The 23,816-nt window shown below is 41.7% G+C and carries 26 protein-coding genes and 1 other annotated feature; of the genes, 6 read left to right on the top strand and 20 right to left on the bottom strand.

Annotated elements, in window-relative coordinates:
* Positions 1 to 85: 85 nt before the first annotated feature.
* From CRO17_RS00720 to garR, 4 genes are all read right to left on the bottom strand, one after another.
* Entirely contained in the window at positions 86 to 925 is an 840-nt protein-coding gene (locus tag CRO17_RS00720) for a class II fructose-bisphosphate aldolase (protein WP_097038328.1), read from the bottom strand.
* A 23-nt stretch (positions 926 to 948) separates the two neighbouring features.
* A complete protein-coding gene (locus CRO17_RS00715) occupies positions 949 to 2,265 on the bottom strand; it encodes a gluconate:H+ symporter (RefSeq protein WP_097038326.1) in 1,317 nt (438 codons plus the stop codon).
* Positions 2,266 to 2,327: 62 nt separating this feature from the next.
* Positions 2,328 to 3,764: a four-carbon acid sugar kinase family protein gene (locus tag CRO17_RS00710; protein WP_097038325.1), complete on the bottom strand. Its 1,437-nt coding sequence runs from the start codon at positions 3,762 to 3,764 to the stop codon at positions 2,328 to 2,330.
* Between the two features lies 1 nt (position 3,765).
* Positions 3,766 to 4,659, bottom strand: coding sequence for a 2-hydroxy-3-oxopropionate reductase (gene garR / locus CRO17_RS00705; protein WP_097038323.1), 894 nt, complete (start codon positions 4,657 to 4,659; stop codon positions 3,766 to 3,768).
* A 219-nt stretch (positions 4,660 to 4,878) separates the two neighbouring features.
* On the opposite strand from garR, the gene CRO17_RS00700 reads away from it, so the two are divergent.
* Entirely contained in the window at positions 4,879 to 5,499 is a 621-nt protein-coding gene (locus tag CRO17_RS00700) for a GntR family transcriptional regulator (protein WP_097038321.1), read from the top strand.
* 180 nt (positions 5,500 to 5,679) lie between these two features.
* Here CRO17_RS00700 and CRO17_RS00695 read toward each other — a convergent pair whose 3' ends face one another.
* The 3 genes from CRO17_RS00695 to CRO17_RS00685 all read right to left on the bottom strand — a co-directional run bounded on the left by CRO17_RS00695 (position 5,680) and on the right by CRO17_RS00685 (position 6,941).
* A complete protein-coding gene (locus tag CRO17_RS00695; RefSeq protein ID WP_097038319.1) occupies positions 5,680 to 6,141 on the bottom strand; it encodes a hypothetical protein in 462 nt (153 codons plus the stop codon).
* Positions 6,142 to 6,239: 98 nt separating this feature from the next.
* On the bottom strand, positions 6,240 to 6,581 hold the full coding sequence (locus CRO17_RS00690) for a hypothetical protein (RefSeq protein WP_097038318.1): 342 nt from the start codon (positions 6,579 to 6,581) through the stop codon (positions 6,240 to 6,242).
* 6 nt (positions 6,582 to 6,587) lie between these two features.
* A complete protein-coding gene (locus tag CRO17_RS00685; RefSeq protein WP_097038316.1) occupies positions 6,588 to 6,941 on the bottom strand; it encodes a nucleotidyltransferase domain-containing protein in 354 nt (117 codons plus the stop codon).
* Between the two features lie 62 nt (positions 6,942 to 7,003).
* Positions 7,004 to 7,219, top strand: a binding site (T-box leader).
* A 300-nt stretch (positions 7,220 to 7,519) separates the two neighbouring features.
* On the opposite strand from CRO17_RS00685, the gene thrS reads away from it, so the two are divergent.
* Positions 7,520 to 8,713 (top strand): threonine--tRNA ligase, encoded by a 1,194-nt coding sequence (gene thrS / locus CRO17_RS00680; RefSeq protein ID WP_097038314.1) that lies wholly within the window; start codon positions 7,520 to 7,522, stop codon positions 8,711 to 8,713.
* 33 nt (positions 8,714 to 8,746) lie between these two features.
* Here the strand turns inward: thrS and CRO17_RS00675 are convergent, their stop codons facing one another.
* The 9 genes from CRO17_RS00675 to CRO17_RS00635 all read right to left on the bottom strand — a co-directional run bounded on the left by CRO17_RS00675 (position 8,747) and on the right by CRO17_RS00635 (position 18,322).
* On the bottom strand, positions 8,747 to 9,508 hold the full coding sequence (locus CRO17_RS00675) for an ABC transporter ATP-binding protein (protein WP_097038312.1): 762 nt from the start codon (positions 9,506 to 9,508) through the stop codon (positions 8,747 to 8,749).
* Positions 9,505 to 10,290, bottom strand: a complete 786-nt coding sequence (locus tag CRO17_RS00670; protein ID WP_097038310.1) for an ABC transporter ATP-binding protein — start codon at positions 10,288 to 10,290, stop codon at positions 9,505 to 9,507. Before CRO17_RS00670 ends, CRO17_RS00675 begins: the two co-directional genes overlap by 4 nt.
* The gene (gene nikC, locus CRO17_RS00665; protein ID WP_097038308.1) at positions 10,287 to 11,129 is read right to left on the bottom strand and encodes a nickel transporter permease; all 843 of its coding nucleotides are present in this window, start codon (positions 11,127 to 11,129) and stop codon (positions 10,287 to 10,289) included. Before nikC ends, CRO17_RS00670 begins: the two co-directional genes overlap by 4 nt.
* A 5-nt stretch (positions 11,130 to 11,134) precedes the next feature.
* A complete protein-coding gene (gene nikB / locus CRO17_RS00660; protein ID WP_097038306.1) occupies positions 11,135 to 12,073 on the bottom strand; it encodes a nickel ABC transporter permease in 939 nt (312 codons plus the stop codon).
* The gene (gene nikA / locus CRO17_RS00655) at positions 12,073 to 13,602 is read right to left on the bottom strand and encodes a nickel ABC transporter substrate-binding protein (RefSeq protein WP_097038303.1); all 1,530 of its coding nucleotides are present in this window, start codon (positions 13,600 to 13,602) and stop codon (positions 12,073 to 12,075) included. The genes nikB and nikA overlap by 1 nt, the downstream gene beginning before the upstream one ends.
* 232 nt (positions 13,603 to 13,834) lie before the next feature.
* A complete protein-coding gene (locus CRO17_RS00650; protein ID WP_097038301.1) occupies positions 13,835 to 15,778 on the bottom strand; it encodes an ABC transporter permease in 1,944 nt (647 codons plus the stop codon).
* A complete protein-coding gene (locus CRO17_RS00645; protein ID WP_097038299.1) occupies positions 15,768 to 16,529 on the bottom strand; it encodes an ABC transporter ATP-binding protein in 762 nt (253 codons plus the stop codon). Before CRO17_RS00645 ends, CRO17_RS00650 begins: the two co-directional genes overlap by 11 nt.
* A gap of 105 nt (positions 16,530 to 16,634) precedes the next feature.
* Positions 16,635 to 17,636: a sensor histidine kinase gene (locus CRO17_RS00640; protein WP_097038297.1), complete on the bottom strand. Its 1,002-nt coding sequence runs from the start codon at positions 17,634 to 17,636 to the stop codon at positions 16,635 to 16,637.
* Positions 17,633 to 18,322: a response regulator transcription factor gene (locus CRO17_RS00635; RefSeq protein ID WP_097038295.1), complete on the bottom strand. Its 690-nt coding sequence runs from the start codon at positions 18,320 to 18,322 to the stop codon at positions 17,633 to 17,635. Before CRO17_RS00635 ends, CRO17_RS00640 begins: the two co-directional genes overlap by 4 nt.
* A gap of 130 nt (positions 18,323 to 18,452) precedes the next feature.
* Here CRO17_RS00635 and CRO17_RS00630 point away from each other — a divergent pair, with 130 nt between their 5' ends.
* Complete coding sequence (locus CRO17_RS00630; RefSeq protein ID WP_342748939.1) at positions 18,453 to 18,971, top strand: hypothetical protein; 519 nt, start codon at positions 18,453 to 18,455, stop codon at positions 18,969 to 18,971.
* A 47-nt stretch (positions 18,972 to 19,018) separates the two neighbouring features.
* Here CRO17_RS00630 and CRO17_RS00625 read toward each other — a convergent pair whose 3' ends face one another.
* Positions 19,019 to 19,621 carry a flavin reductase family protein gene (locus tag CRO17_RS00625; protein ID WP_097038294.1) on the bottom strand — a complete coding sequence of 201 codons (603 nt, stop codon included), beginning with the start codon at positions 19,619 to 19,621 and terminating at the stop codon, positions 19,019 to 19,021.
* A gap of 87 nt (positions 19,622 to 19,708) precedes the next feature.
* Between CRO17_RS00625 and CRO17_RS00620 the strand changes: the two genes are divergently transcribed.
* The 3 genes from CRO17_RS00620 (at position 19,709) to CRO17_RS00610 (ending at position 21,601) form a co-directional block, all read left to right on the top strand.
* Positions 19,709 to 20,410: an ArsR/SmtB family transcription factor gene (locus CRO17_RS00620; protein ID WP_281253783.1), complete on the top strand. Its 702-nt coding sequence runs from the start codon at positions 19,709 to 19,711 to the stop codon at positions 20,408 to 20,410.
* 220 nt (positions 20,411 to 20,630) lie between these two features.
* The gene (locus CRO17_RS00615) at positions 20,631 to 20,984 is read left to right on the top strand and encodes a hypothetical protein (RefSeq protein WP_097038290.1); all 354 of its coding nucleotides are present in this window, start codon (positions 20,631 to 20,633) and stop codon (positions 20,982 to 20,984) included.
* Between the two features lie 23 nt (positions 20,985 to 21,007).
* Entirely contained in the window at positions 21,008 to 21,601 is a 594-nt protein-coding gene (locus CRO17_RS00610) for a C39 family peptidase (RefSeq protein ID WP_097038288.1), read from the top strand.
* Positions 21,602 to 21,630: 29 nt separating this feature from the next.
* On the opposite strand, the gene pbp4b is transcribed toward CRO17_RS00610, so the two are convergent.
* The 3 genes from pbp4b to CRO17_RS00595 all read right to left on the bottom strand — a co-directional run bounded on the left by pbp4b (position 21,631) and on the right by CRO17_RS00595 (position 23,742).
* Complete coding sequence (gene pbp4b, locus CRO17_RS00605; protein ID WP_097038287.1) at positions 21,631 to 22,962, bottom strand: penicillin binding protein PBP4B; 1,332 nt, start codon at positions 22,960 to 22,962, stop codon at positions 21,631 to 21,633.
* A gap of 117 nt (positions 22,963 to 23,079) precedes the next feature.
* On the bottom strand, positions 23,080 to 23,547 hold the full coding sequence (locus CRO17_RS00600; RefSeq protein ID WP_097038285.1) for a hypothetical protein: 468 nt from the start codon (positions 23,545 to 23,547) through the stop codon (positions 23,080 to 23,082).
* Positions 23,548 to 23,742 carry a helix-turn-helix transcriptional regulator gene (locus CRO17_RS00595; RefSeq protein ID WP_097038283.1) on the bottom strand — a complete coding sequence of 65 codons (195 nt, stop codon included), beginning with the start codon at positions 23,740 to 23,742 and terminating at the stop codon, positions 23,548 to 23,550.
* Positions 23,743 to 23,816: the final 74 nt, after the last annotated feature.

Below are 23,816 nucleotides of genomic sequence, written 5' to 3'. Positions count from 1 at the left end.
ACTTTTTGGATATTGATTTCTATGATTTCAGAAACTAAAAAAGAGAATGCTCCTGATTGAGGCATTCTCTTCCCATTGAAAATTATTATTTTGTATTTGCAAACAGCTGGATGAAGCTTTCCATAGCTGGCTGAATCTCTGACTGTATCGATTCCATTACAACCGATAAATGCATGGTATCTTCTGTTGCTAACACATTTTTCAAGCGATTTACTGCTGCAATCGAGACTTCTGTATTCACGTTAATCTTGCAAATTCCAGATTCAATTGTTTTCTGAATGGTATCATGCGGTGTACCCGATCCACCGTGCAGTACTAGCGGAATATCCACACGCTGGCGAATTGTTTCTAACAATTCCAAGTCGATATTCGGTTCTCCTTGGTACATACCATGCACAGTACCAATAGCCGCAGCCAAGAAATCGACACCTGTTTCTTCTACAAATTGCGCTGCCAAATCAGGGTCGGTTAGTGATCCTGTTCCTTCTTCTTCATCAGAAAAGGCTCCTTTTGCCATCGAGCCAATCTCTGCCTCAACTGATATACCTGCTAAATGAGCTATTTCCGCGATTTCTTTTGTATATCGGATATTTGTATCTAAATCATGTTTTGAACCATCATACATTACAGAATTAAATCCAGCTCGGATTGCCCGGATGATTGTTTCTTTTTCATAAGCATGATCTAGATGTAAACTTACTGGAATCGAAGCTTTACGCGCTAGACTTTTCACCATTTCCGCAAATCCATCTATATCTACTGTCGGCAAATACCGTTCTCCCAGTGCAATAATAACTGGCCTGCGCTTCGCTTCCGCTGCTGCAATGGCAGCTTGAACAGTTTCTAAGCTGTACACATTGAATGCTGCGACAGCATAGCCGTTTTTCTGTGCATCCTGCAGCATAACTTTTGTATTTATTAACACATTTCCACTTCCTCTCTATTGCTTTACATAAATAGATCCAATAGTAAAATACATGCTAAACCAACAACCGAGATAATTGTAACGCTTACAGACCATGTTTTAATTGTCTTCCCAATAGACAAATTAAAGTACTCTTTATAAATCCAGAAACCAGCATCGTTAACATGGGAGAATGTAATGCTTCCCGCACCTGCTGCCAGCGCCATTAATTCCGGACTTACGCCAGCACCAGCTAAAGGAGCTGCAATCCCTGCCGCTGTCAATCCAGCTACTGTTGCTGAACCTAGGGATACGCGCAGAACTGCTGCAATCAACCACGTCAGAATAATTGGTGAAAGAGGTGACCCTTCCATAAAGCCGGCAATATACTGGTCCACTTTACTATCTATTAAAATCTGCTTGAAAGCTCCGCCGCCTCCAATAATCAGCAGAATCATCGCAATAGAGGCAATTGATTCTGTTATTGTGTTCATAACATCGTCAATAGAGCGCCCATTGTTCAATCCAAAGGTAAACACACCTAGGATTACAGCAATTAATAATGCGATTGATGGGTCTCCGATAAATCCAACATATTCAAGTAAGCTGGAATCCGGATAGAAGATTTCCATAAATGCATAGATAAACATTAAGATAACCGGTATTAGGGCTGTAAAAATACTAATTCCAAAACCTGGCATTTCTTCGTCTGTTAATCGTTTCGAGTTAAATAGTTTCTTTGGAATTTCGCTATGCAAGCTTTCCATTTTAAACATACGTGTATACAATACACCGCCGACAAGTATGGAAGGAATCGCAATAATAAGACCTAGCAAAAGCATAATTCCAATATTTGCATCAAAGATAACTGCAATCGCTGTTGGACCAGGATGCGGAGGCACAAATCCATGCACAGTGATTAATGCAGCTGCAACAGGCATTCCAATATATAAGACCGGTAAATTTGCACCAATTGCCACTGTGAAAACGAGTGGAATGATTACAATGAATCCGGTTTCATAAAACATAGCAATTCCTACAATAAATGCAGTAATAACCAGTGCCATTTGTACTTTATTTTGACCAAAGCGCGCGATTAATGTATCCGCTATTCGCTGGGCACCGCCTGAATCTGCCATTAGTTTCCCTAACATAGTCCCAAAACCTAATACCAATGCTAAGTCTCCAAGTGTGGAACCGATACCATTTTTTACTGATTCAAGGGCCTCAATAGGATGCATACCTTCCATAATCCCTACAAGCAGCGCAACGACTACCAAAGATATGAAAGCATTTAACCGAAAGACTGTAATAAGTAAAAGGAGCAGTGCCACTCCAATACAAATATATACAATAGGCATGTTTTAACTCCTTATTCTAGACAGCACATCCATACAAGAAGGATGCACTGCCCTGCTGTAGTTTAGTTATCCAGTTCTTCTGCTACTTCTCTAAGTGTACTAACTTCGCCCACATTCCCAGGGAAGATGACATACGCAATCCCAGGAAACTTACTTTCCTCTCCAGTTACCCATACTGGAATTCCGGGCTTAATTTGACCAGCTACGGTAGCTCGTTTAACGGCTAACCCGTTCACCCCAATATCACTGGAAGTAATACCGCCCTTTGCAACAATAAACTTAGGACGATTTTTTAGTGAGGTGACAATATTCGTAACAGCTTGCGATATTTTCACAGATAATTTCAGTTCTTCTTCCTTTTTATCTGGTCCAAGATCCAAGCGCTCTCTTCGTGTATAAACAGCAACTGTTTTCCCCTGCTGGATCAGCTGTTCTGTTTCTTTCCGTACACGATCAAATTCCTTCTTAAATGCTTCTTCTTCTAAAACTAAATGTGTATCAAACTCAATAAAGTGAAGCGAACCCAGTGTTTTTAGCTGTTCAAGCTGGTCGGTGCTTTTCTTTACATGTGAACCAACCAAAATAAGACCGCCATTATCTTCACTTTTCGTGATCAACTCTTTTTTCGTTAAAAGGGCACGATCTGAAACACCGCCGATTACCTTTGTAAGTGAAGCAGCGGTACGGAACATAAACTTTTTCCCGGCATTCATAGCACGTATCAGCGCAGTTACAGCTACTTGCACATCAATGTAATCTGCTGCATTGATTACAATCTTATTAAAACTGTGTACCTGCATCAGCTGGTCTGTGAGCGCATTTATATCCATTGCTCGGATCGTATCCAGTGATAGATACGTTACATTTTCTTCCTGATACTTACCTGCTGTCTTCTCTTCCACCCATTTGCCAAGGTGAGAATGTGTAAAGCCAAACGTCCGATCTTTCGCAAATTCAGTTAATCCTGCCGGAACTAATTTATCTTCATTTTTTACATAGTGAATATTATCAATGGTGTAGCGTCCGCCCTCCTTGAAGAAAGGAAAAACCACTTCGCCATCAAATATGTCACCGCTTTCTTTTTCAATCGTATGTTTAAGCACTTCTGTTTCCAGCGGATAGTGACCTCGGAGCGTAGAGTCCCCACGGCTCACGATTACAAATTCTTTCTCTTCCTCTTTGGCAACTTCAGAAATTGTGGATGCAATTTCTTCATGTACTTGTTCTGTTTCTTTGGCAGTAAAGGCCCTTGAGTTGGTCAGAATAAAGAACATACTAGTTGCTTCTTGAAACCCAGAACGGATACTTTCTTTTGTCCAATCAGTATAAACAGAAATATTATGAATGGTTTGTACACCTGTAGGATCATCATCCAGTACAATAATCTTCTTATTAAATGACTGCAGCGCCTCTTCAAGCTGCTGTGTAACCTTTGATTCGTCCATAGCTCCGAAATGGTCTAACTCATTTATGTGTCGTTCTGTTTGTTCTGACAGCATATTACTTCCTCCCAACTTCTACATGAGCAAGTTTTTCGTAATACTGTACAATACCGCCGTGGTCATCCGTTGCTTTTCCGTCTGCTTTTAATGCATGGAAGATCTCAAGCAGCTGACTTGTTAAAGGAAGCGGAACTCCAATACTATGTGCTGTATCCATTACATTGGTAATATCTTTTAAATTAATATCGATTCGGCCGCCAGGTTTAAAATTACGATCTAAAATCATTGGTACCTTGGCATCTAGCACTGTACTTCCAGCAAGACCGCCTCTTATTGCTTGATACATTTTCTCTATATCAATATCTGCTTTGGCTGCCAAAACAAGTGCTTCTGACATAGCTGCAATATTCAAGTTCACGATTATTTGGTTAGCAAGTTTTGCCGTTGCACCACTGCCACTATCGCCCACTAAAACGGTTTCAGATCCGAGAATGTCAAAGATATGCTTGGTTGCTGCAAACTCAGATTCTCCTCCTCCTACCATAATAGACAACGTTCCATCTATTGCTTTTGGTTCTCCGCCACTCACTGGCGCATCCATCATGTGTATATCCTTTTTCCTTAATTCATTTGCTATGTCTACGCTATCCACAGGAGAAAGAGAGCTCATATCAATAACAATAGTGCCGGGCTTAGCAAACGCGGCTACCCCATCTGTCCCAAACAGAACCTCTTTAACATGCTTGGCACTAGGAAGCATCGTAATAATGACTTCATTATTTTCTGCTGCTTCTTGAATGGAAAAAGCTGACTTTGCTCCTGCCTCTTTTACCTGTTCAACTGCAGCTTTATTAATATCAAAAGCGGTTACATTTTGTCCTGCTCTAATTAAATTCAACGCCATCGGTTTCCCCATAATTCCAAGTCCGATAAAACCTATGCTGGATTTCATACTATTCTTGTTCTCCCTTCAGGAAATAATGAATACGTTTTCAATGACTATTAAATCATAAACGTTTTATCTTGTATACAATTTAATGAGATTTTGTATACAAAATCTTAAATAATGAATTAATAATAGGTGTATTTGTCTTTTTGGTAAGATTTGATATGATGATGATATTAAACCCAGCTTTATTAAAGGGGACGAGAAGGTTAAGGTGGAGCAAGGATGAAAACGGACAAAAAAAAAGCCGTACAACAATCGTATGAGATGGTCCGAGACAAAATCTTAAACGGCCAGTTACAAAGCGGAGAAAAAGTGACGGAAGAAAAATTAGCCGCTGATCTCGGTTTTAGCAGGACACCAATTCGTGATGCCATTAAACGATTAGAATACGAAGGACTAATTATTGATAAAAAGGTCGTGAAACCGTCAGATAAAGATTTACGAAATATCTTTCAGGTTCGCATGCTTCTGGAAGGATATAGCGCGCACTATGCTGCAACATATTCATCACCTGACCAATTAGCCATATTAGCCGAATGTGTGGCAATCGGAAAAAACGGGTCTTACGAAGAGATAATGGAAGCAAATGAAAGGTTTCATCAAATCATTGTCCAAACTAGCGGTAATGACCGACTAATTGATACGATTAACCGCATGCAGAGTATCATTTATCTATTCCGCAAGACAGTTGTATTTTACAGCCGTCCGTTCCTAATTGAGGAACACGAAGAGATTTACAATGCAATAAGAGACCGACGACCAGAACGCGCAGAAGAACTGATGAAACAGCATCTGGAAAAAGATCTCGACTTCTGTTTGCATCTCCTAAATAGTCAAAAATAAAACAAGAATTGCAAAACCCCCAAATAAGGGAAACTTATTTGGGGGTTTTGTGTTTTCTGTCTATGGTTATCTATTTGCTAAAACTAGCAATACACGCACGGCAATTATCGTTATATTCCGCATTGTTTCTTTCTGCGAGCAGAGATTCTGACAACCTCTGCTAATCAAACATAGTTTTTTTTATTCCGTTACTACCCGAAATGCATAGGTGACGTTCCCCTGCTCCCACTGCGCAGCTACACGGTATACATAAGTGCCTTCGCTATCAGGAAGCTGGAAATACGAATTATCCTTCATAAGCTGCTTCTCCCATCTTCCATCCTCATCTCTTCTTTCTATCTCTATCTTCTCTGGCGAATTATTAAATACTAACTCCGCTTCCAAATCAGACACCGCATGTATTTCATAACTTTGATCAAGGTTTGAAGCTGGATCTTCGGTGTCTGTACAAACGCTTTGCTCATTTTCACTCCAGCAGTATGCCCCCTTTTTGGCAGCAATTTCTTCTTTGTTAGCTTTAACTTCCAGATGAGGCGATGATAGGTTGCTATGCTTTTCATTTTGTTGGAAAAACAAAACGAATACAGTACCCAGAACCACTAAACAGCTTCCTATTACGGCGATTACTTTTCCAATTTTCATCGTTTCCCTCCAGTTATATTGGCAGAAAGAAGCAGTCAGTGATGAGAGATTCATAGATGCTGTACAGAAAGATTACACTACGGCGTGTCTTTATTCGCTTAACCTATGTAATAGCCTTCCAACAATCGGCCGCCATAAGGACGCAGGCAAATCTCAGCCAATTTCGCGATAGCTTGTTTGTCATGTCTCTGATAAAATGCTTCTAAGCTTTGTTCAAACTGATTCGCTAGCGCAGCATCCATTTTCCTTAGCTCTCGGAACATCCATTTTCCAGAACCAAGCCAATGTTTGTTTGTGCGCAACGTGAAAACGGCTAGATCATGGATAATACTATTAGCTAAAAAATATGCTTCTCCGCCTGTTTCTTTATCCAGAAAGTCATCAAGCAGATTAGAAATCATGTATCGATTATGATTGATTAGACGTTCATTCCAGGCCATCGGTCCTTACGCAAGTACTTCTTTCGCTTCTTCCTTCATCTTTACCACCAGAGCTTCAGCGTCTTTCAGCACAATCCCTTCGCTGGCCATCCTTGGCAAGGAAGGTATCGCCCGTGCAGCATCATTGTGAAAGAATTTATGGTATGCATCCCCTGTATACACAAATACCTCGACAGGCCAGTCTTCATAAAATAAGGATTCTCGATAGGCACTGTCTTTTCCTGTGTAAAGAATAATAATATCCAGATCAGAAGTTGCTGTGGCTTCTCCTCTTGCACAACTTCCAGCAAGCATAGCACCATTACATTCTGGGTGATTCATTTCAATGTATCTTTTAGCAGTCTCCAGTGAGTCCCTCAAAAAAATTCCTCTTTTCCATTTGACGTTAATATCCAGTATCTGTATAATGAGCATACAACAAAACAAATGCATTGATAAGGACAAGATGCAAAACGCCACTATCTTACAGAGAGCGAAGGAATTGCTGGGATCTTCGCAGATAAGCACATGCATTACCACCTTGGAGCTGTTACGGGGAAATCACAGTATCCGTAATCGGGAAGACCGTTATCGAAACTTGGAGCATCAGTATTTACTGATGGAATTAGGGTGGAACCACGACCGCAATCGTCCCTTTAGGGGAATGAGTGCGGTCTTTTTGTTTACAAATTTATAGATAAAAGCAATGCGAAGGACATGATCTTAGATCATCCCTTTCCTGACAGAAAGCAGGGTCACCGGCTGAGAGCCCTGCAGGAAAGCGATCTAGATTACCACCTTCAAGCTATGATGGGGAAATGATAGTATCCGTCATCGGTAGAACCGTTATCTCTTGTATGAGCGCCAGTAATGGCGGAATTCAGGGTGGAACCACGGCCGCAATCGTCCCTATTTTGGGAGGATTGTGGTCTTTTTTTATTTCAAAGGAGGATATACACATGAACAAACAAGCAGAAGCAGAAAAACGGAATCACCGTAAACTTGGACAGCAGCTCGAACTCTTTATGAGCATGGAGGAAGCACCAGGTATGCCTTTCTTCCTGCCAAAAGGAATGGTGCTGCGCAATAAATTGGAGGAGCTGTGGAAGGAAAAGCACGCACAAGCAGGTTACGATGAGATAAAGACACCTATCATGATGAAGCAGCAGTTGTGGGAACAGTCTGGGCATTGGGATCATTATCATGAAAACATGTATTTCTCAGAAGTAGATGATCAGCGCTATGCCATTAAACCGATGAGCTGCCCAGGTGCCGTACTCATCTACAACAGCAAACTCCGCAGCTATCGGGATCTGCCGCTGCGTTATGCAGAATTGGGGCTCGTTCATCGCCATGAACTATCCGGCTCACTTAATGGACTGCTCCGTGTCCGGTCATTTACACAAGATGACGCACACCTATTTGTTCGCGAAGACCAAATCGAACAAGAAATCGAACAAGTGCTGCAGCTGATTGATGACTTTTACAGCTTATTCGGCTTTTCTTATGAAGTAGAGCTATCTACTCGGCCAGAAGACTATATGGGCGAACCTGCTATTTGGGATCAAGCAGAAGCATCCCTTGAAAACGTGTTAAAGCGACAAGGTGTTGCGTATAAAGTCAATGCAGGCGATGGTGCTTTTTACGGACCTAAAATCGATTTTCACATACTCGACAGCCTCGACCGCAGCTGGCAGTGCGGCACTGTCCAGCTGGATTTCCAAATGCCAGAGAAATTTGACTGCAGCTATGTGGATCAAGAAAATAGCCGAAAGCAGCCAATTATGATTCATCGTGCTATTTATGGCTCAATTGAACGTTTCATGGCTATCCTGATTGAGCATTATGCAGGTGACTTCCCGTTCTGGTTAGCACCAGTTCAAGCAAGCATCCTGCCAATTAGTGACGCACATAAAGATTATGCAACATCTGTTTGTGAAGAGCTCCAAAAAGCTGGCTACCGCGTTTCCGTTGATAATCGCGCCGAGAAGATTGGCTTGAAAATTCGAGAAGGTTCCCAGCATAAAGTTCCTTATTTGCTTATCGTTGGTGATAATGAAATGCAAAACCAGACAGTCGCTGTTCGCAAGCGTCCCGAAGGAAATCTTGGAGAAATGTCATTGGCGGAGGTTAGGAAGCAGTTTGAATTGTAATACAAAAAGCGGATGCTCCAAGAGAGTATCCGCTTAAAAAATATCAATTAATTCTTTTGTGTAATCATGTCTGTTACTATCATATATCTCTTCTTTTCTAAACACATCGAGTAATTCTCCGTCTTTCATTACAGCAATGCGCTGACACAGCTGATAGACAGCGGCCAAGTCATGCGAAATGAATAGATAAGACATCCCTAGTGTTTGCTGCAGGGATCCGAGAAGCTCTAGGATTGCTCCTTGTGAAAGAACATCCAGGCTTGCTGTTGGTTCATCCAAAACAATTAGCTTTGGTTCGATGCTGATTGCACGTGCAATTGTTACACGCTGCTTTTGTCCGCCGCTCAGTTCGTGTGGATAGCGGTCTGCTAATCCTTTTGGCAGCTCTACCGTTTCAAGCAGCTGCTGGACAAAGTCTTGTTTCGATGTGAAGTGAAAGTGCTTCAACTGCAGATCATCTTTGAACTGCAAATAAGGATCGAGCAGTGAATCTCTGATTTTCAGCTTCGGATTTAAGGAAGCAGTCGGGTTTTGGAAGACTGTCTGTACATTTCTCCGGTAGTTTCGCAGCTGCTTTCGATTGGCATGCGCGATAGGTTCCTCATTATATACAATCGAACCAGCATCCATCTTTTCAACACCCAATAAACAGTGTGCCAATGTACTTTTCCCACAGCCGCTCTCGCCTACTAATCCGAGACTTTCGCCCTTTTGGATAGATAAAGAAACATCATTTACTGCAAGTTTCCCAGGGTTATAGCTTTTCTTCAGATTATGAATCTCAATCACCGTCATGATTTGCTAACCTCCATGACGCGCATTGGAAGCGTTGGTGCAGCCTGTATCAGTTGTTTTGTGTAAGCATGCTCTGGCTGATGGACGAGCTTTTGTTTGGTTCCTGACTCAATAATCTTGCCATCTTTCATTACTGCAATTTTATCGGAGTAGCGAACAACGTGACGCCAATCGTGTGTAATGAAAAGAATCGCACAGCCTGTCTTTTGCTGCAGCTCTTGCAGCAACGATAAAATACGGTGAGCTGATACACTATCAAGAGCCGTGGTTGCTTCATCTGCAATTAAGATATCGGGCTCCAAAAGAAGCGCTAGCGCAATAGATGCCCGCTGCAATTGTCCGCCGCTCAGCTGGAATGAATAACGCTTCGCAAAACTAGCATCCAAACCGACAGATTCAAGCGCTTCCCGAATCATTTCCTTACGCTGCGCCTTCTGTACACTGTGCGTTTGCAAGTATTCTTCCATATGCTGCTGAATTGTCAAAAATGGTGTAAACGAGCCATGATAATCTTGGAAAATATAACTGATTGCCTTTCCGCGCAGCTGATTCATCTTTTCTTTTGGGTGCTCCAAAACGTTGTCACCTTCATACATGACACGTCCGGAGGCTTTCAAATTAGGACCAAGCAGCTGACCGACTGCTTGTGAGAGCATCGTTTTTCCGCTGCCGCTCTGCCCTACGAGGGCAAACCATTCTCCTTTATCGATTGTCAGACTGACTTTATCAACAATTATCTTCTCTCCGTGTGATACCGTTAAATCTTCTATCGCTAGAATCATGGCTGCACCTCCTTTTTCACATCAAATTTGTCTCGCAGATAGTCGCCCAGTACGTTCGCCACTAATACGACCGCAACAATTGCCAGACCAGGATAGACCATCATTTCTGGATTCGCTTGGAAATATGGTCTGGATTCATTCAGCATCGCACCCCATTCCGGTGTTGGCGGCTGAGCGCCAAGGCCGATATAAGAAAGTGAAGAGATAAGCAGGATGATTTTTCCGAAATCCAAGCTTGCAAGCACTAATACATTCCCAATAATATGCGGCAGCAGATGCTTGCGCATAATAGTAAATGTAGATAGGCCATTAATTCTGGCAATTGTAACGTAATCTTTCCGCACTTCCGTCAGCACTGTACTGCGCACCATCCGGGCATAGTTGACCCATTTAACAAGTACGATCGCAAATAATAGATTGCCAATACCCGGTCCTAGCAGTCCGCTTAAGACAATGGCAATGACTGTATCTGGGAAAGCAAGAAATCCATCGGCAATTCGCATAAATAACCGATCAATCCAGCCGCCGCGCAGTCCTGCTATTAAACCAAATGGAACACCGATGATGACAGCCGCTGCTAAAGCAATCAGGCTGTAGCCAACTGTTAAACGGAAACCGAGCAGCAGCCTCGTCAGCACATCTCGACCTAGATGGTCTGTACCGAGCGGGTGTGCCTGTGTTGGCGAAGCAAGCCGATTTCCTACATCTGTCATGTTGGCATCATGCTTCAAATAAAGAAATGTATACGCAACAGCTGCTAGTACGATGAGCAGGATGATACTAATCAGCCATACCTTGGCCTTTTTTATTCTTTTTTGGGAAAGAGCCAATACACTCATCTAGCTTAGCTTCCTTTCTTTAATCGAAGTTCTGGATTTACGTACCGATAAGACAAATCTACTAATGTATTCACGACAAAAACAATTGCTGCCATCAGGACAATATATCCTTGGATAAGCGGATAATCACGCTGACGGATGGAGTCTACAACCAGTTTCCCTACACCCGGATAAGCAAATAGCACCTCTACTACGACTACACCGCCGATCAAGCTGCCAAGACTGACTCCAAACACTGTAATGACCGGCGGCAGGCTGTAGCGAAAAGCATGCGAAAAGAAAATACGCTTTTCGGCAATTCCGCGTGCTCTTGCCGCCCGCACAAACTCTTGTCCGAGTGAATCTAAAAGACTGGAACGAAGCAGCCGCACATACACACCTGCAATCGCGAGTCCTAATGTCACTGCGGGCAGGACAAGTGACAGCAAACTGTCACGCCCCATCGTTGGGAACCAGTTCAGCCGTACAGCAAACATATCAATGAAAATAAGTCCGAGCCAAAAACTTGGGACAGCTGCGCCAATAATAGAAAAATAGCGGCTGATATGATCAATCCAGCTTCCTTTATAAAGCGCCGATAAAGATCCCAACGGAATAGCAACGATGAGCATGACAATCAAAGAACCAATTGTCAGCTCCATTGTAGCTGGAAGACCCGTCATCAGCATTTCTGACACCGGCTGATTTGTAATATAAGAATTGCCAAAATCAAGTCGGATGAAATCCAGCAGCCATTTGCCGTACTGTACGATTAACGGATCATGAAAGCCCATATCCTCACGCAGTGCCTCCACTTGTTCCTGGCTGACATTCAGTTCATCTACATTCAGTATGGTGAGCGCCGGATCGCCAGGCGCAAGACGCAGGAAAAGGAAACTGCAGAAGGTGACGAACAAAACGAACAGCACAACCTCTACCAATCGTTTCCCAATAATACGAAACATTACTTCACATCCAATTTATTTGTAATCATGTAGTACTCACTTCGCGTTGTAACCCAGTTTTTCACTTTCGTTTCATCGTAAGCTACCAGTGTATCTGGATAAATAACAAAGGAGTTAATTTGATGTTCATCCACATAATCCGCTGCAGCTTCTGCCAGTTCGGCACGCTTATCCGCATCAACAGTTACATTCAATTCATCAATAATCTTCGTTAATTCCGGTTCATCTGCTCCGCTGAAATTCAGAGCGCCATCCGGATGATACGTTGCATTCAAGTAATAACCAGCGTCACCGCGCGGGGCTGTCAAGTTGCTATACGTGGCCAAATCCCAATCGCGATTTGCTGCCATGTACTCTTCTGGAATCTCAATTTGACGAAGCTCTACATCAATACCAACCTTCTTCGCATCTGATTGGAAGATCTGTGCAATCAATGGAAGATCCGCCCTAGCGGAGTAAGTCAGCATGGTCAACGTTAGTGGTTTGCCGTCTTTCTGCATCTTACCGTCTTCTAAGGAATAGCCCGCCTTTTCCAGATATTCTTTCGCTAGATCAGAACCTGTTTGATGCTCACTGTAGCTAGGTGCGAACGGCAATGAATCCGGGAACGGCCCTTTTGCCGGCTGTGCATATCCTAGTAAGACTGAATCAGCAATCTTATCACGATCGATTAATGCATCTACTGCTTTACGGACATTCACATCCTGCAAAGCCTCACGCTGCATATTCATCGTCATCTGGTGCACACGGAATGTTTCTGTTGATTCTACTTTTACGCCATCCCTTGCTTCCAGGCTTTCAATACTTTCTACTTCCGGACGGAATACAACATCCGCATCGCCAGACTCTAATGCTAATGACCGCGCGTTTGCATCTTCATTAAAGGAGAACGTTACCGAATCAAGTTTTGCTTTTTCATCCCAATAATCTTCATTCCGAACTAGTTCGAGCTTGCTTCCCGGCGTAAATGATTCCAATTTGAAAGGGCCTGTCCCAATTGGATTATTTACAAAGTCTCCTGCTTCTACATCTATAATGGAAACATTCGGGTTAACCAACTCCGAAATGAATTCCGGAAATGCCTGTGTATTCGTAACTTGTAATGTCATATCATCTGTTGCTTCAATGGAATCAATCTTTAATGCATTCTGAATCGCTACATTATCTTTCAAAGAACGTTCCAATGATGCTTTAACTGCTTCTGCATTCATCGGCTCGCCATTCTGGAAGTTAACACCTTCCCGAAGTTTAATCGTCCACTCTCTGCCTTCATTTTTCCCTTCCCAGCTTTCAGCCAGCCAAGGTTCAATCGTAAGTGTTTCTTCGTTCAACTGTACTAGTGTTTCTGTCAAACCTGCTCGCAAAGGTACATAGCTGGAGTCCACGTTTGGATCCAAGGAGTTCGTCGCAAAATTATAAACAAAAGTTAAATGCTTGCCGTCTTTCTCTGAACCGGCGTTATCTGTACATGCTGCCAGCAGCAGAACTAGTCCAATCAAACCGATCGCTTGTTTCCAAAGTTTCCTCATGCCTTTTCTCCCCCAATATATATGTATACGTTATTTCCGTAATTATTACGCTTTGTATCATATCGTAACGATTACGTTTTGTAAAGATAAATTTCCATAATGATGCAGTAACACAAAAAAACGGATCAGCCTGGGCTGATCCGTTAGAACGATTGTTTTATTAGTACTATAAAGAGAACACAATCTTACTATCTATAAGGTTTTTTAAAAAAGTACTGCACACACTTCTTCATTAAAGTGAGTTTTTAATAACCTTATTGTAATGCACAACTGAAAGAATCCCAAAGATAGAATAAAGAACTGTATAAATCACCATAACGATAATCATCGGCGTTAACATGCTGGTACCAAATAAGAACCAACCAGATTGGACTGCAAAGTAACTGTGAAACAGACCAATGACTAAGGGAATACCAAAGTTAAACAGCTGCTTACGCTGAATACCGCGGCGAAGATCTGCCGTCGTAAAGCCAAGCTTTCGCAGAATTGTATAATTCGGTTTCTCGCTTTCTGCTTCATCCATCTGTTTGAAATAAAGAATACAGCCTGAAGTGACCAAGAAGGTCAGACCGAGAAATCCTACAATAAATAGTACTAAACCAATGGAAGACTTCTGATCTTCAGTAACATTTATTCTTGAATCACTAAAATCAGCTGCTTCCAAGGCTAAGCTATTGAAAAGCTTATTCGCCTTATCCAATTGATTTTTATCTTCAATTTCATATCCAAAATACATTGAGTAGTCCCGTGCAAGCTCTGGATCAAGATCTTGTTTCAACTGCTCGAATACCGTTTCATCCACTACCATGGTTGGCAGGCCGCCCATGGTGTAATAGTTCGATATAGGATATTCATCCTGCAGCCCTGTGTAGTGCAGTTCCACCTCTGAATCTTTCCCGTGAACTGTGACGTCCCCTTCACTCTTTAAAGACATAAAGCGCTGCAGCATCTCGTTATAACCTGTCAGTTTTAGCTCACCTGGCGCTACTTCTAAGCCCGCTGCATCTTCACTAATGAAGACCGTTTCCATCATCGAAGCGTCAAAATTCAATTCCAATGCTGTTTGCAAAATATCTTCAATATCCAGCATCGTTGTATAGACTTCTGCTTTGTTTTCTGTGTATGCGATATTTGCCTCATCTAATACATGGCGGAAAGCTTCAGCATCCTTTTCTGTCAGCAAGGAGAAATCCTTTCCTCCTGTATGGTTATAAGCTGCAGACTCAGCTGAATAGTACGTGATATAGCTTAAAGACAATAGCCCAATAGCCAAGGCAGAAACAGTAGTGATAATCGTTAACAGTGCTGCATTCGATTTCATTCGAAACATAATAGATGAAAGAGACAGCACTTGCTTAATATTTAGATAACCGCCCTTTTGTTTTCGTATGAGACTGACTAAAAAGGCAACCGACCCTTTGTAGAACAAGTAAGTACCAAGAATGACAGAAAACAAGATGAGTATCATAGCTCCGAATAATTCCACCATGGTGGAAAAGTCTCCATCAAAAAGCTTTCCTGACAAAATATAACCAGCGGCAATAAAGGCAATACCGAAAATACCAATTACAACTTGAAAGACTGACAGTTTGCGTGCCGTCATCTCTGTCTGTGATTTTACACGGAATAACGATAAAATCGTCTGCCGTTTGATAAAAATTAGATTCATTAACAGAATCAGCATATAGACACACAGAAAAACAATGAACGTCTGAAGTAAAGCTCTAGGTGAGAAAGATAAAGAAGCAATTCCTTCCACGCCTGTAATCTTGAAAAGAATCATAATCAAGAGCTTTGAACCGACAAAACCTAAAGCAACTCCAATCACTAAACTACCGAAATAAAGAATCGCATTCTCGGCACTAAGCAGACCGAATACTCTATTCTTCGTCATTCCAATCAGCTGAAAAAGACCGATTTCCTTACTGCGCTGCTTGATGAAGATCATATTTGCATAAAGCAGAAAGACAGCTACAATTGCGATAAGAAGAATAGAAGCAACCCCAATACCAGCAGATCCTTTTACCGAACCTTCCACCGGATCCATCGACTTATCATACTGCAATGTCACAAAAGCAAAATACAATCCCGAACTAAAAATTAACGCAAATACATACAAATAATAGTTACGCAGATTTTTCTTCAGATTACGGAGTATCAGGCTATTAATGTTCATTTTGCACCCCGCTGAGCACGCCTTGCGTGGACATGATGTCTTTGAAGAAGGCTTGTCTTTCTTGCTTTCCTTTGTTGAGCTGCGTATAAATTTGGCCGTCCTTAATGAAAATAACGCGGCTGCAGTAGCTTGCAGCGGCTGGATCATGTGTAACCATCACGATGGTCGCTTTCCGATCCTGATTAAGCGAACTAAGCTTATTAAGCAGATCAGAAGCTGATTTAGAATCCAGTGCTCCTGTCGGTTCATCAGCAAATATGATGCTTGGCTCATGAATAAATGCTCGTGCTGCAGATGTACGCTGCTTTTGACCGCCGGAAATTTCGCTAGGATATTTATGTTGAATATCAAAGATTCCAAGCTGATTGGCTACTTCTTCAAACTTTTGATTGGCTTCTTTTTTCGGTACTTTCTTGATAGACAAAGGCAGAAGGATGTTCTCTTTCACTGTTAATGTATCAAGCAGATTGTATTCTTGAAAAACGAATCCCAAATGATTTTTACGGAATTCTGCCAGCTGCTTTTCCTTCATATTTGTGATTTCATTGTTTTGGATGAGGATAGTACCGCCGCTTGCACGGTCAATCGAGGAAAGGACATTCAGCAGTGTTGTTTTACCAGATCCCGACGATCCCATAATGCCGACAAACTCACCTGCTTCAATACTGAGGTCGACACCTCGCAGTACTTCCTGTTTATTAAATTTATTGCCGTAATTCTTCTGCACTCTTGTCGCTTGTAGAATTCCCATTTATTCGCACCTCTTTATGTGATTTGTTACCCCAAGTATACGGATGCAGCGAAATATGCTCCTGCTTTTCAGCTAACAAACGAACAAAAGCGTGTGACAATCTTGTCACACGCCCGTCATGCCGACCATTTCATTCCGCTTTGGGAAAGTGAGTGTAAAGCATGTGCCTTTTCCTGGGTCAGATGCTACGTCAATGTTGATTCGAAGCGGCTTCGCTGCCTTTTTAGTCAAATAAAGCCCCATACCAGTAGCCGCTTTATCATGCTGGACTGTTGATGTAAAACCCCGTTCAAATATACGCGGCATATCTTTTGCATCTATTCCAATACCGTTATCTTGAATATGTATCCGTATATGTCCATCCTTCATTTCACTCATGATGTGAATATCACTGTTTTCACTATACTTTACAGCATTGGATAACAGCTGCCGTAAAATAAAAGTGAACCATTTTGTATCACTGAGCACCATTGTTTCCTTTAAGTCTATTTCAAATCCAATTCCCTTTTGCATACACCAAGACCTGAGTGATCTAATTTCCTGACTTATTACTTCCGGTAAATGGATTTCTTCTATAAACAAGTCGTTTTCAATGAACGTAATTCGTTTTTGATGAATTTGGGTGTCCAACAGCATATGCACACGAAGCCATTCATACGTGAGCTGCTGCTTTAGTGTCATATCCTCAATCCGCTCCATGATTAGCTGCATCGCGGTTAAAGGCGTTTTCACTTCGTGGATCCAGGACAGCAGCTCATCTTTCTCTTGTTCCATAGCTTCCAGGCGATCAGCAGAAGTTCGGTTTAAGAATCGAACTTGTTCTTGAAGACTTTCATGCACAATATATTCATAAGGACGATCGGGCTCCGGCAATGTGGATGCATCCATACTTTTTTCCCAATTTTTTATACCGCGGTAATAGCGAGTTTCCCGATGATAACGAAGGAATAGAAAAATAAGCAGCAGCAGCCAGAACAGCAATAAGAGATAAAAGATTGATGTAAAGGGAATGGTAGTATCCACATAAGCTACTAGTAAAAGTAAACAGGAAAGCAGAACAAACATACCAATCCAGCTCGCTTTATCACGCAAATAGATACGAATCATAGATTATCCGCCTCTAATGCAGCGTACCCTTGCCCTACTTTTGTTTCAATATGCTGACCAAGACCGATGGCTTCCAATTTCTTTCGCAATCTGTTCACATTCACTGTTAGTGTGTTATCGCTAATGAAGCGTTCATCGTCCCATAAACTTGTAATGAGTTTTTCACGTGAAACAATTTTATTTCTCTGTTCAACTAACATTTTCAAAATAAACATTTCATTTTTTGTCAGCTCTACTTTTCCTGTATCATTTTCAACTTCATTTTTCTCATAATCTACCGTTGCACCATTCCATGTCTTTAATGTAACGGTATCTATGCTGTAATTATAAACACGGCGAAGTATTGCTTGAATTTTAGCAATCAGCACCTCAAAGTGAAATGGTTTTTGTACGAAATCATCTCCGCCCAGCTGCATTGCCATAACCATATCCATTGGATGATCCCGAGAGGACAAGAAGATAATCGGTACATTAGAATGAGCTCGAATCATACGGCACCAATGAAATCCGTCATAGCTCGGCAGCTGAATATCAATAAGTACAAGCTCCGGCTTTACCGCCGAGAACTTCTCCATTACCTGACCAAAATCATCAATCCCTTGTACGTCATAAGACCATTGCGTCAAGCGCGTCTTAATCTCTTCGAATAAGCTTCTATCATCTTCAATCAATAAAATCTTAAACACGTTCTCACCCCATTCTTCTTGCATAAAATTGTAACGAATATCCCATATTTTTACTACCGTCTATCGTAAAGATTGTTTCTATATGAAGCATGTGCTAGAGTTTTCTCATATAAATAAAGCGAGGTTCTGCATGATGTTTGATCCAACTGTATTTGATAACTTGAAAGTAGCTTTTGAAAATCAGCTTTATGATCTGGACAATCTGGATAATGAAATCAACATTGTATCTCGATATGACCGCGTGGAAATGGCAAGCCTGTCTCGTGAATTTCGCTTGGGCTTTACGATGCAAGACAACGCTGACGTTACTGCGGAGATTTGTTTAGAGGCATCTCTAAAAGATCTAGCAGATGAAATATTGGAAGCACCAGACACACAGCCAGGCTGCACATTACGTGTATTCTTTACTATGACTGTTGAAGACCCACAAGCAGAATGTCCTGTTATAGAATCCATCCTAAATCAAATCTGGACGCCCCCTAGCCGTCCGAAGCAAACATTACAGTATGAATATAATAAACAGCAAGCCCACTACCAAAATACAGCAGAAGTCCATTTTGACCGTAAGATTAATGAAAATCAGATGGAAGATCTGCCGAGTTTGATTGACCATATACTAGATTCGCTAGAAGCTTTGGCGACAGAATAAAAAACAGCCTGCAGATAAAAACTGCAGGCTGTTCTTTATGATATTATTTATGCTCGAACTGTTTTGCCTAACTCATTTCCGAGCTGGAAATAATGACGGAAATTATAAATTAACGGGCTGAATTTGCTAGGGTTAATATGGTGACTACCCTCTTCCAGAATATGTTTGTGAGCATGAATAGCTAAAGCTTCAACTTCGACGATTGCAACTCCTTCCAAGTAATTCGGCCTCCTCATATGCATTACTTGCGCTTCAATGTGGAGCTGGCATTCTGCCACTGCTTCCACATCTACCTTTGCAGATGGTTGCCATGTGAGTCCTGCGTATCCGAACTTGTCTTGGATTGATATACAGCCATATGCTTCTTTTCCAAGAGGAACCTTTTCTTTTCCTGTGCAAGACGCTAGTTTTTCAACGTGAGGCCATAAATCAGGACCTGGAAGGTTTAATACACATTCTCCATGCCTCTCTAGATTCTCATACGCTTTACCATCTGTACCAAGACCAAGGACTACCATATGACCTAAAGCCCAAGACGAGGAGATCGGACTTATATTCGTTGTACCGTCCTCATTTGCAGTAGTCAGAAGTACCACTGGATTGCCATAATATAAGATTTTGGGGTGAATAGCTTGTTTTTTTATGACCATGTATCTTCTCTCCTTCCATTTATTAGCTTAAAATAAGTATGATAAGAACCTCATCGAAATATGGATGTAAGGAAAGGAGAACAGCCATTGTATCCACAACACACTGCCGAAGCTGCAAGACTTCTGATTGATCCATCTCGAAGTGTTATGCTAACTTCGATGCTGGATGGGCGATATCACACATCCGGAGAACTAGCCAGATTTGCTGGGATAACTCCGCAAACTGCCAGCTTTCATCTGAAGAGATTAGAAGATGCCGGTATAATCCATCAAACCAGACAAGGGCGCCATCGCTATTATGGATTAATGAGTCCTGACATTGCGAAGATACTCGAATCGCTGCTGACCATTTCACCACCACCACGAATCTCTTCTTTTAAACAGGCTAGAGAAGATCAAGCTATCCGTTATGCACGGACTTGCTATGATCACCTGGCCGGTACACTTGCAATAATGGTTACAGAATCCTTAATAGAAAATGATTACATCACACAAAGTAATGAACATTATTTACTAAGCAAAGAAGGGGAGCATTTTTTCTCCGATTTTGGTATAGACCTGGAAGTGGCGCGGAAAAAGAGGAGATCTTTCTGTCCTTGCTGCTTAGACTGGAGTGAAAGAAAGCATCATATTGCTGGGGCATTAGGGAACGCAATGCTAATTCGTTTCTTAGAATTGAATTGGTGCCATAAGAAAACTGCCTCACGATCTCTGCTTCTTACAGAAACGGGGAAGAAAGGATTTGAGACTATTTTTGGTATTGATATAGCTAACACAAATAAGACATAAGGTACGCAGACTTAAGATATAGCCTTTGCATTAATGGAGAATGGGTCTCCAGATTTATCTGTCACAGATTGCATAAGTACAATCACTCACTAATTTGTTAGGCAGTTGGAATCAAATTTGTAAAATTTCCCTTTTGTATCCATTATGACACTTCCTGAATGGTATGATAATACATGTTTTTCCATTATTTATCTTCAACATATTAAAGTGGAGGTTGAACATGATTAGCAAACCAGATTTGAAAGGAATGGCATTAACTGGATTATCATTCAGGTGGGGAAAAGGGGTTTTAGCTGGGTTTTTATTGTACCTTATGTTTGGCTTTCTAATAGTCTTCTTATCTATACTTTCTATCCCTTTTCTCTATTCTACGGACATAAACAATCTTAACTTAGTATCTTTATGTATTTCAGTCTTACTATTTTACACATTACTCATGCCTTTGCCTGTCGGTACAAGTTGGTTTTACCTGAGTCACCTTTGGACATATCCTTACTACAAGTCGACTCGCGCAAGCTTTTATGAGGCATATATCAAACGTGATCTTACTGAAACAGATGTGAAAAGCAGTTAACCTGAATAATTGGAGGGTAATGAATGAAATTGCTACCTGTTCCGTACATAAAGCAGCGACCTGAACTTCCTTCCGGTTGTGAAGTCACGGCACTGACGATGGCACTCTCCTTTTATGGAGAAGCCGTCGACAAACTGGCGTTAGCACGTGAGATGCCTATGGATCATACCCCTGTAGCACGCGATGCTAATGGAACAATACAAGTATGGGGTGATCCCGAAGACGGCTTTGTTGGAGATCCATTTGATAATGGTATTACAATCAACCCAAAACCGCTGAAACAGCTGGCAGATACATACCGTCCTGGCAGCTTGGCTTTGTATGGTCAATCATTTTCCAGCATTGAAAGACATCTGGCAGATGGTCATCCTGTGCTAGTCTGGTTTACGATTCACCACGAGATGCCTATTGAACGTTTCTGGAAAACACCTGCCGGTAAAACTGTACCAGCGCCGCGGCCGCTTCACTGTATCGTTTTAACTGGAACAGATGATAACTATGTCTATTTCCATGATTGTGAATCAACCGAAAAAAGCGGTGCGCATGTAAAAGCAGCAAGAGAGCATTTCATTCGTATATATGACGCCATGGGCAGACGCGCTCTTGTCGTCACATAGAAAAACACGGTGTGCAAACCGTGTTTTCTTCATTTCATCGCCTCATATATCGCTTGAACAACAGGTCCGTAATCGCCGGTAGCATACTCATCTCCTGCAAATAGATTGCTGTTTTGTTCCGGATTCACAACCGGTGTATGCTTCTTATTTGTCAGCAGCACAATACCTAAATCATACGCAGGGTCAATAATGGTTACGGTGCCCGTCCAGCCTGTATGCCCGTAAGCAGCTTCGCTTGCCAGTGATCCAAACATCCATTCCATTGTCCCTCCGCTTCCATTCCGTCTCCAGCCCAATCCATAGGTATCATTCGTGGAAGAAGCGGCCGTAAATTGGTCTATCACAGCTTCGTCGAAAAAGTGATGCGTGCCATAGTCACCGCCATTGAGCATCACTTGCAGGAGCACTGCCATATCTGTTGTTGTGGAGAAAAGACCAGCGTGACCAGCAATACCCTCCATCGCGTAATAACTTTTTTCATCATGCACTTCTCCGATAATTGTCTCTTGGCGTATATGCGGGAAGGAGATATATCCATCACGTGTATTTCCCAGCCGCTCCGTCGCAGCAATATCTTTCTTCTTTACACCTTTATCCAATGGCTTGAACATCGTATTTTTCAATTGGAGCGGCTGGTAGAAAGTTTCTTCCACAAACGCATCTAGCTGTTTCCCCGTTACTCGCTCTACAATGACACCTAAAAGCATATAATCTATATCACTGTATAGGTGATTTGTGCGAGGTTCATATTCCAGCGGCACTTGTGGAAGATATTCAATAGTGCGATCCCGATTCTGAGAATAAAACACTCCGGCTGCACTTGGATCATGAAACTCTATACTTGCAGGGAAACCAGCTTGGTGCTGCAGCAGATCCTGAATCAAGATTGTATCCTTCCCTTTTATGTCCGCGTTGGTCTTATCCTTGAATTCTGGGATATAGTCACTGACTTTATCTGTTAAGGCGATTTGGCCTGTACTCACTAAATGCTGCAATGCAAAGTTTGTAGCGTACATTTTTGTGTTCGAAGCCAAATCATAGAGTGTTTCCTTCTTCAACTTCTTCGGATGCTTCAATTTTTCCAGACCATCATATACTTGCCGGTAACCATAACGAGACTCCTTGACGATTTTCCCATCTTTTATGATGATCAAGGAAGCTCCCGGAAACCCGTTCTCAATATCATTTTCTATGAGCTGGTCTACTTTAGCTAAGCCCGTTTTCGTAAAACCTGCTTCTTCTGGAGTTTTCGCTTTCTCAAACATCGTACTTTCATTTGGCACAGCCACCACCTCAGTCGGAACGAAAACTAGCAACAATACCAGAGCCAAAAACGCAGTCTGCAGACCTGTGCGTAACATTCACATTCCTCCTTCGTCTACTCTACTGTTTCCGCTAAAAAGAAATAAATCCTTCCAGAGCAGTAAAAACACGAAAAAAGCACTGTGCGAAGCAGTGCTTTAGAGTCATATCGTTCATTAGTCGATTAATTCTTTATTCTTTTGGTAGGACCTCCGGAGAGATGCATAATCTGTTATAAAAAGTATAACGGCTCCTAGTATACTTACTCCCAGAATAGCTACAGGTGATGTGGAAACTGCCCCGAAAAGGTAGAAAAGGGAGTATATCCCAACAAAAAAGAGAAAGAACGTTATTGATTTCACTGCTATTCGCTTTCGCTCTTTTCGAAAGGCTTTCTCAGTCATAATGTCGGTATATTCCATACCAGAAAGAATATAACGAATCCCTATATAAGCTGCTGAACCAAACAGCAGCAATAACAACACAAGCTCACTATCCATTGATATAAGACCTGTACGAGAGAGAATCAGCATAATAACCAGCACTCCCAGCTGCAAAATAGCAGCCTCGGCAAAGTAACTCATTATATTCCTTCTTTTATACTCATCATCCGGCAGTAAAAAACGTATCCATGTGTTCTCCATTCAGTCTACCTCCCAAAATAGATCATCCAATGTCTTTCCCATTGCTTTTGCAATTGCTACACAAAGCTGTAAAGTTGGATTGTACACTCCTTTTTCAATTAAACCGATTGTTTGTCTTGTAACATGTACACGCCGGGCAAGCTGCTCTTGTGTGATTTTCTGTTCCATTCTGGTGATTTTCACATTATTTTTCATTTTCATCTCCTATGCAAATTATATATTGCATTTGTAAGATATATATTACGTTATATGTACAATTTAGTCAAAGT

The sequence above is a fragment of the Terribacillus aidingensis genome, from assembly GCF_900215625.1.
Taxonomy (GTDB): domain Bacteria; phylum Bacillota; class Bacilli; order Bacillales; family Amphibacillaceae; genus Terribacillus; species Terribacillus aidingensis.
Note: the sequence above shows the minus strand (reverse complement) of the source record. Positions and strands in the feature narration are given on the sequence as shown.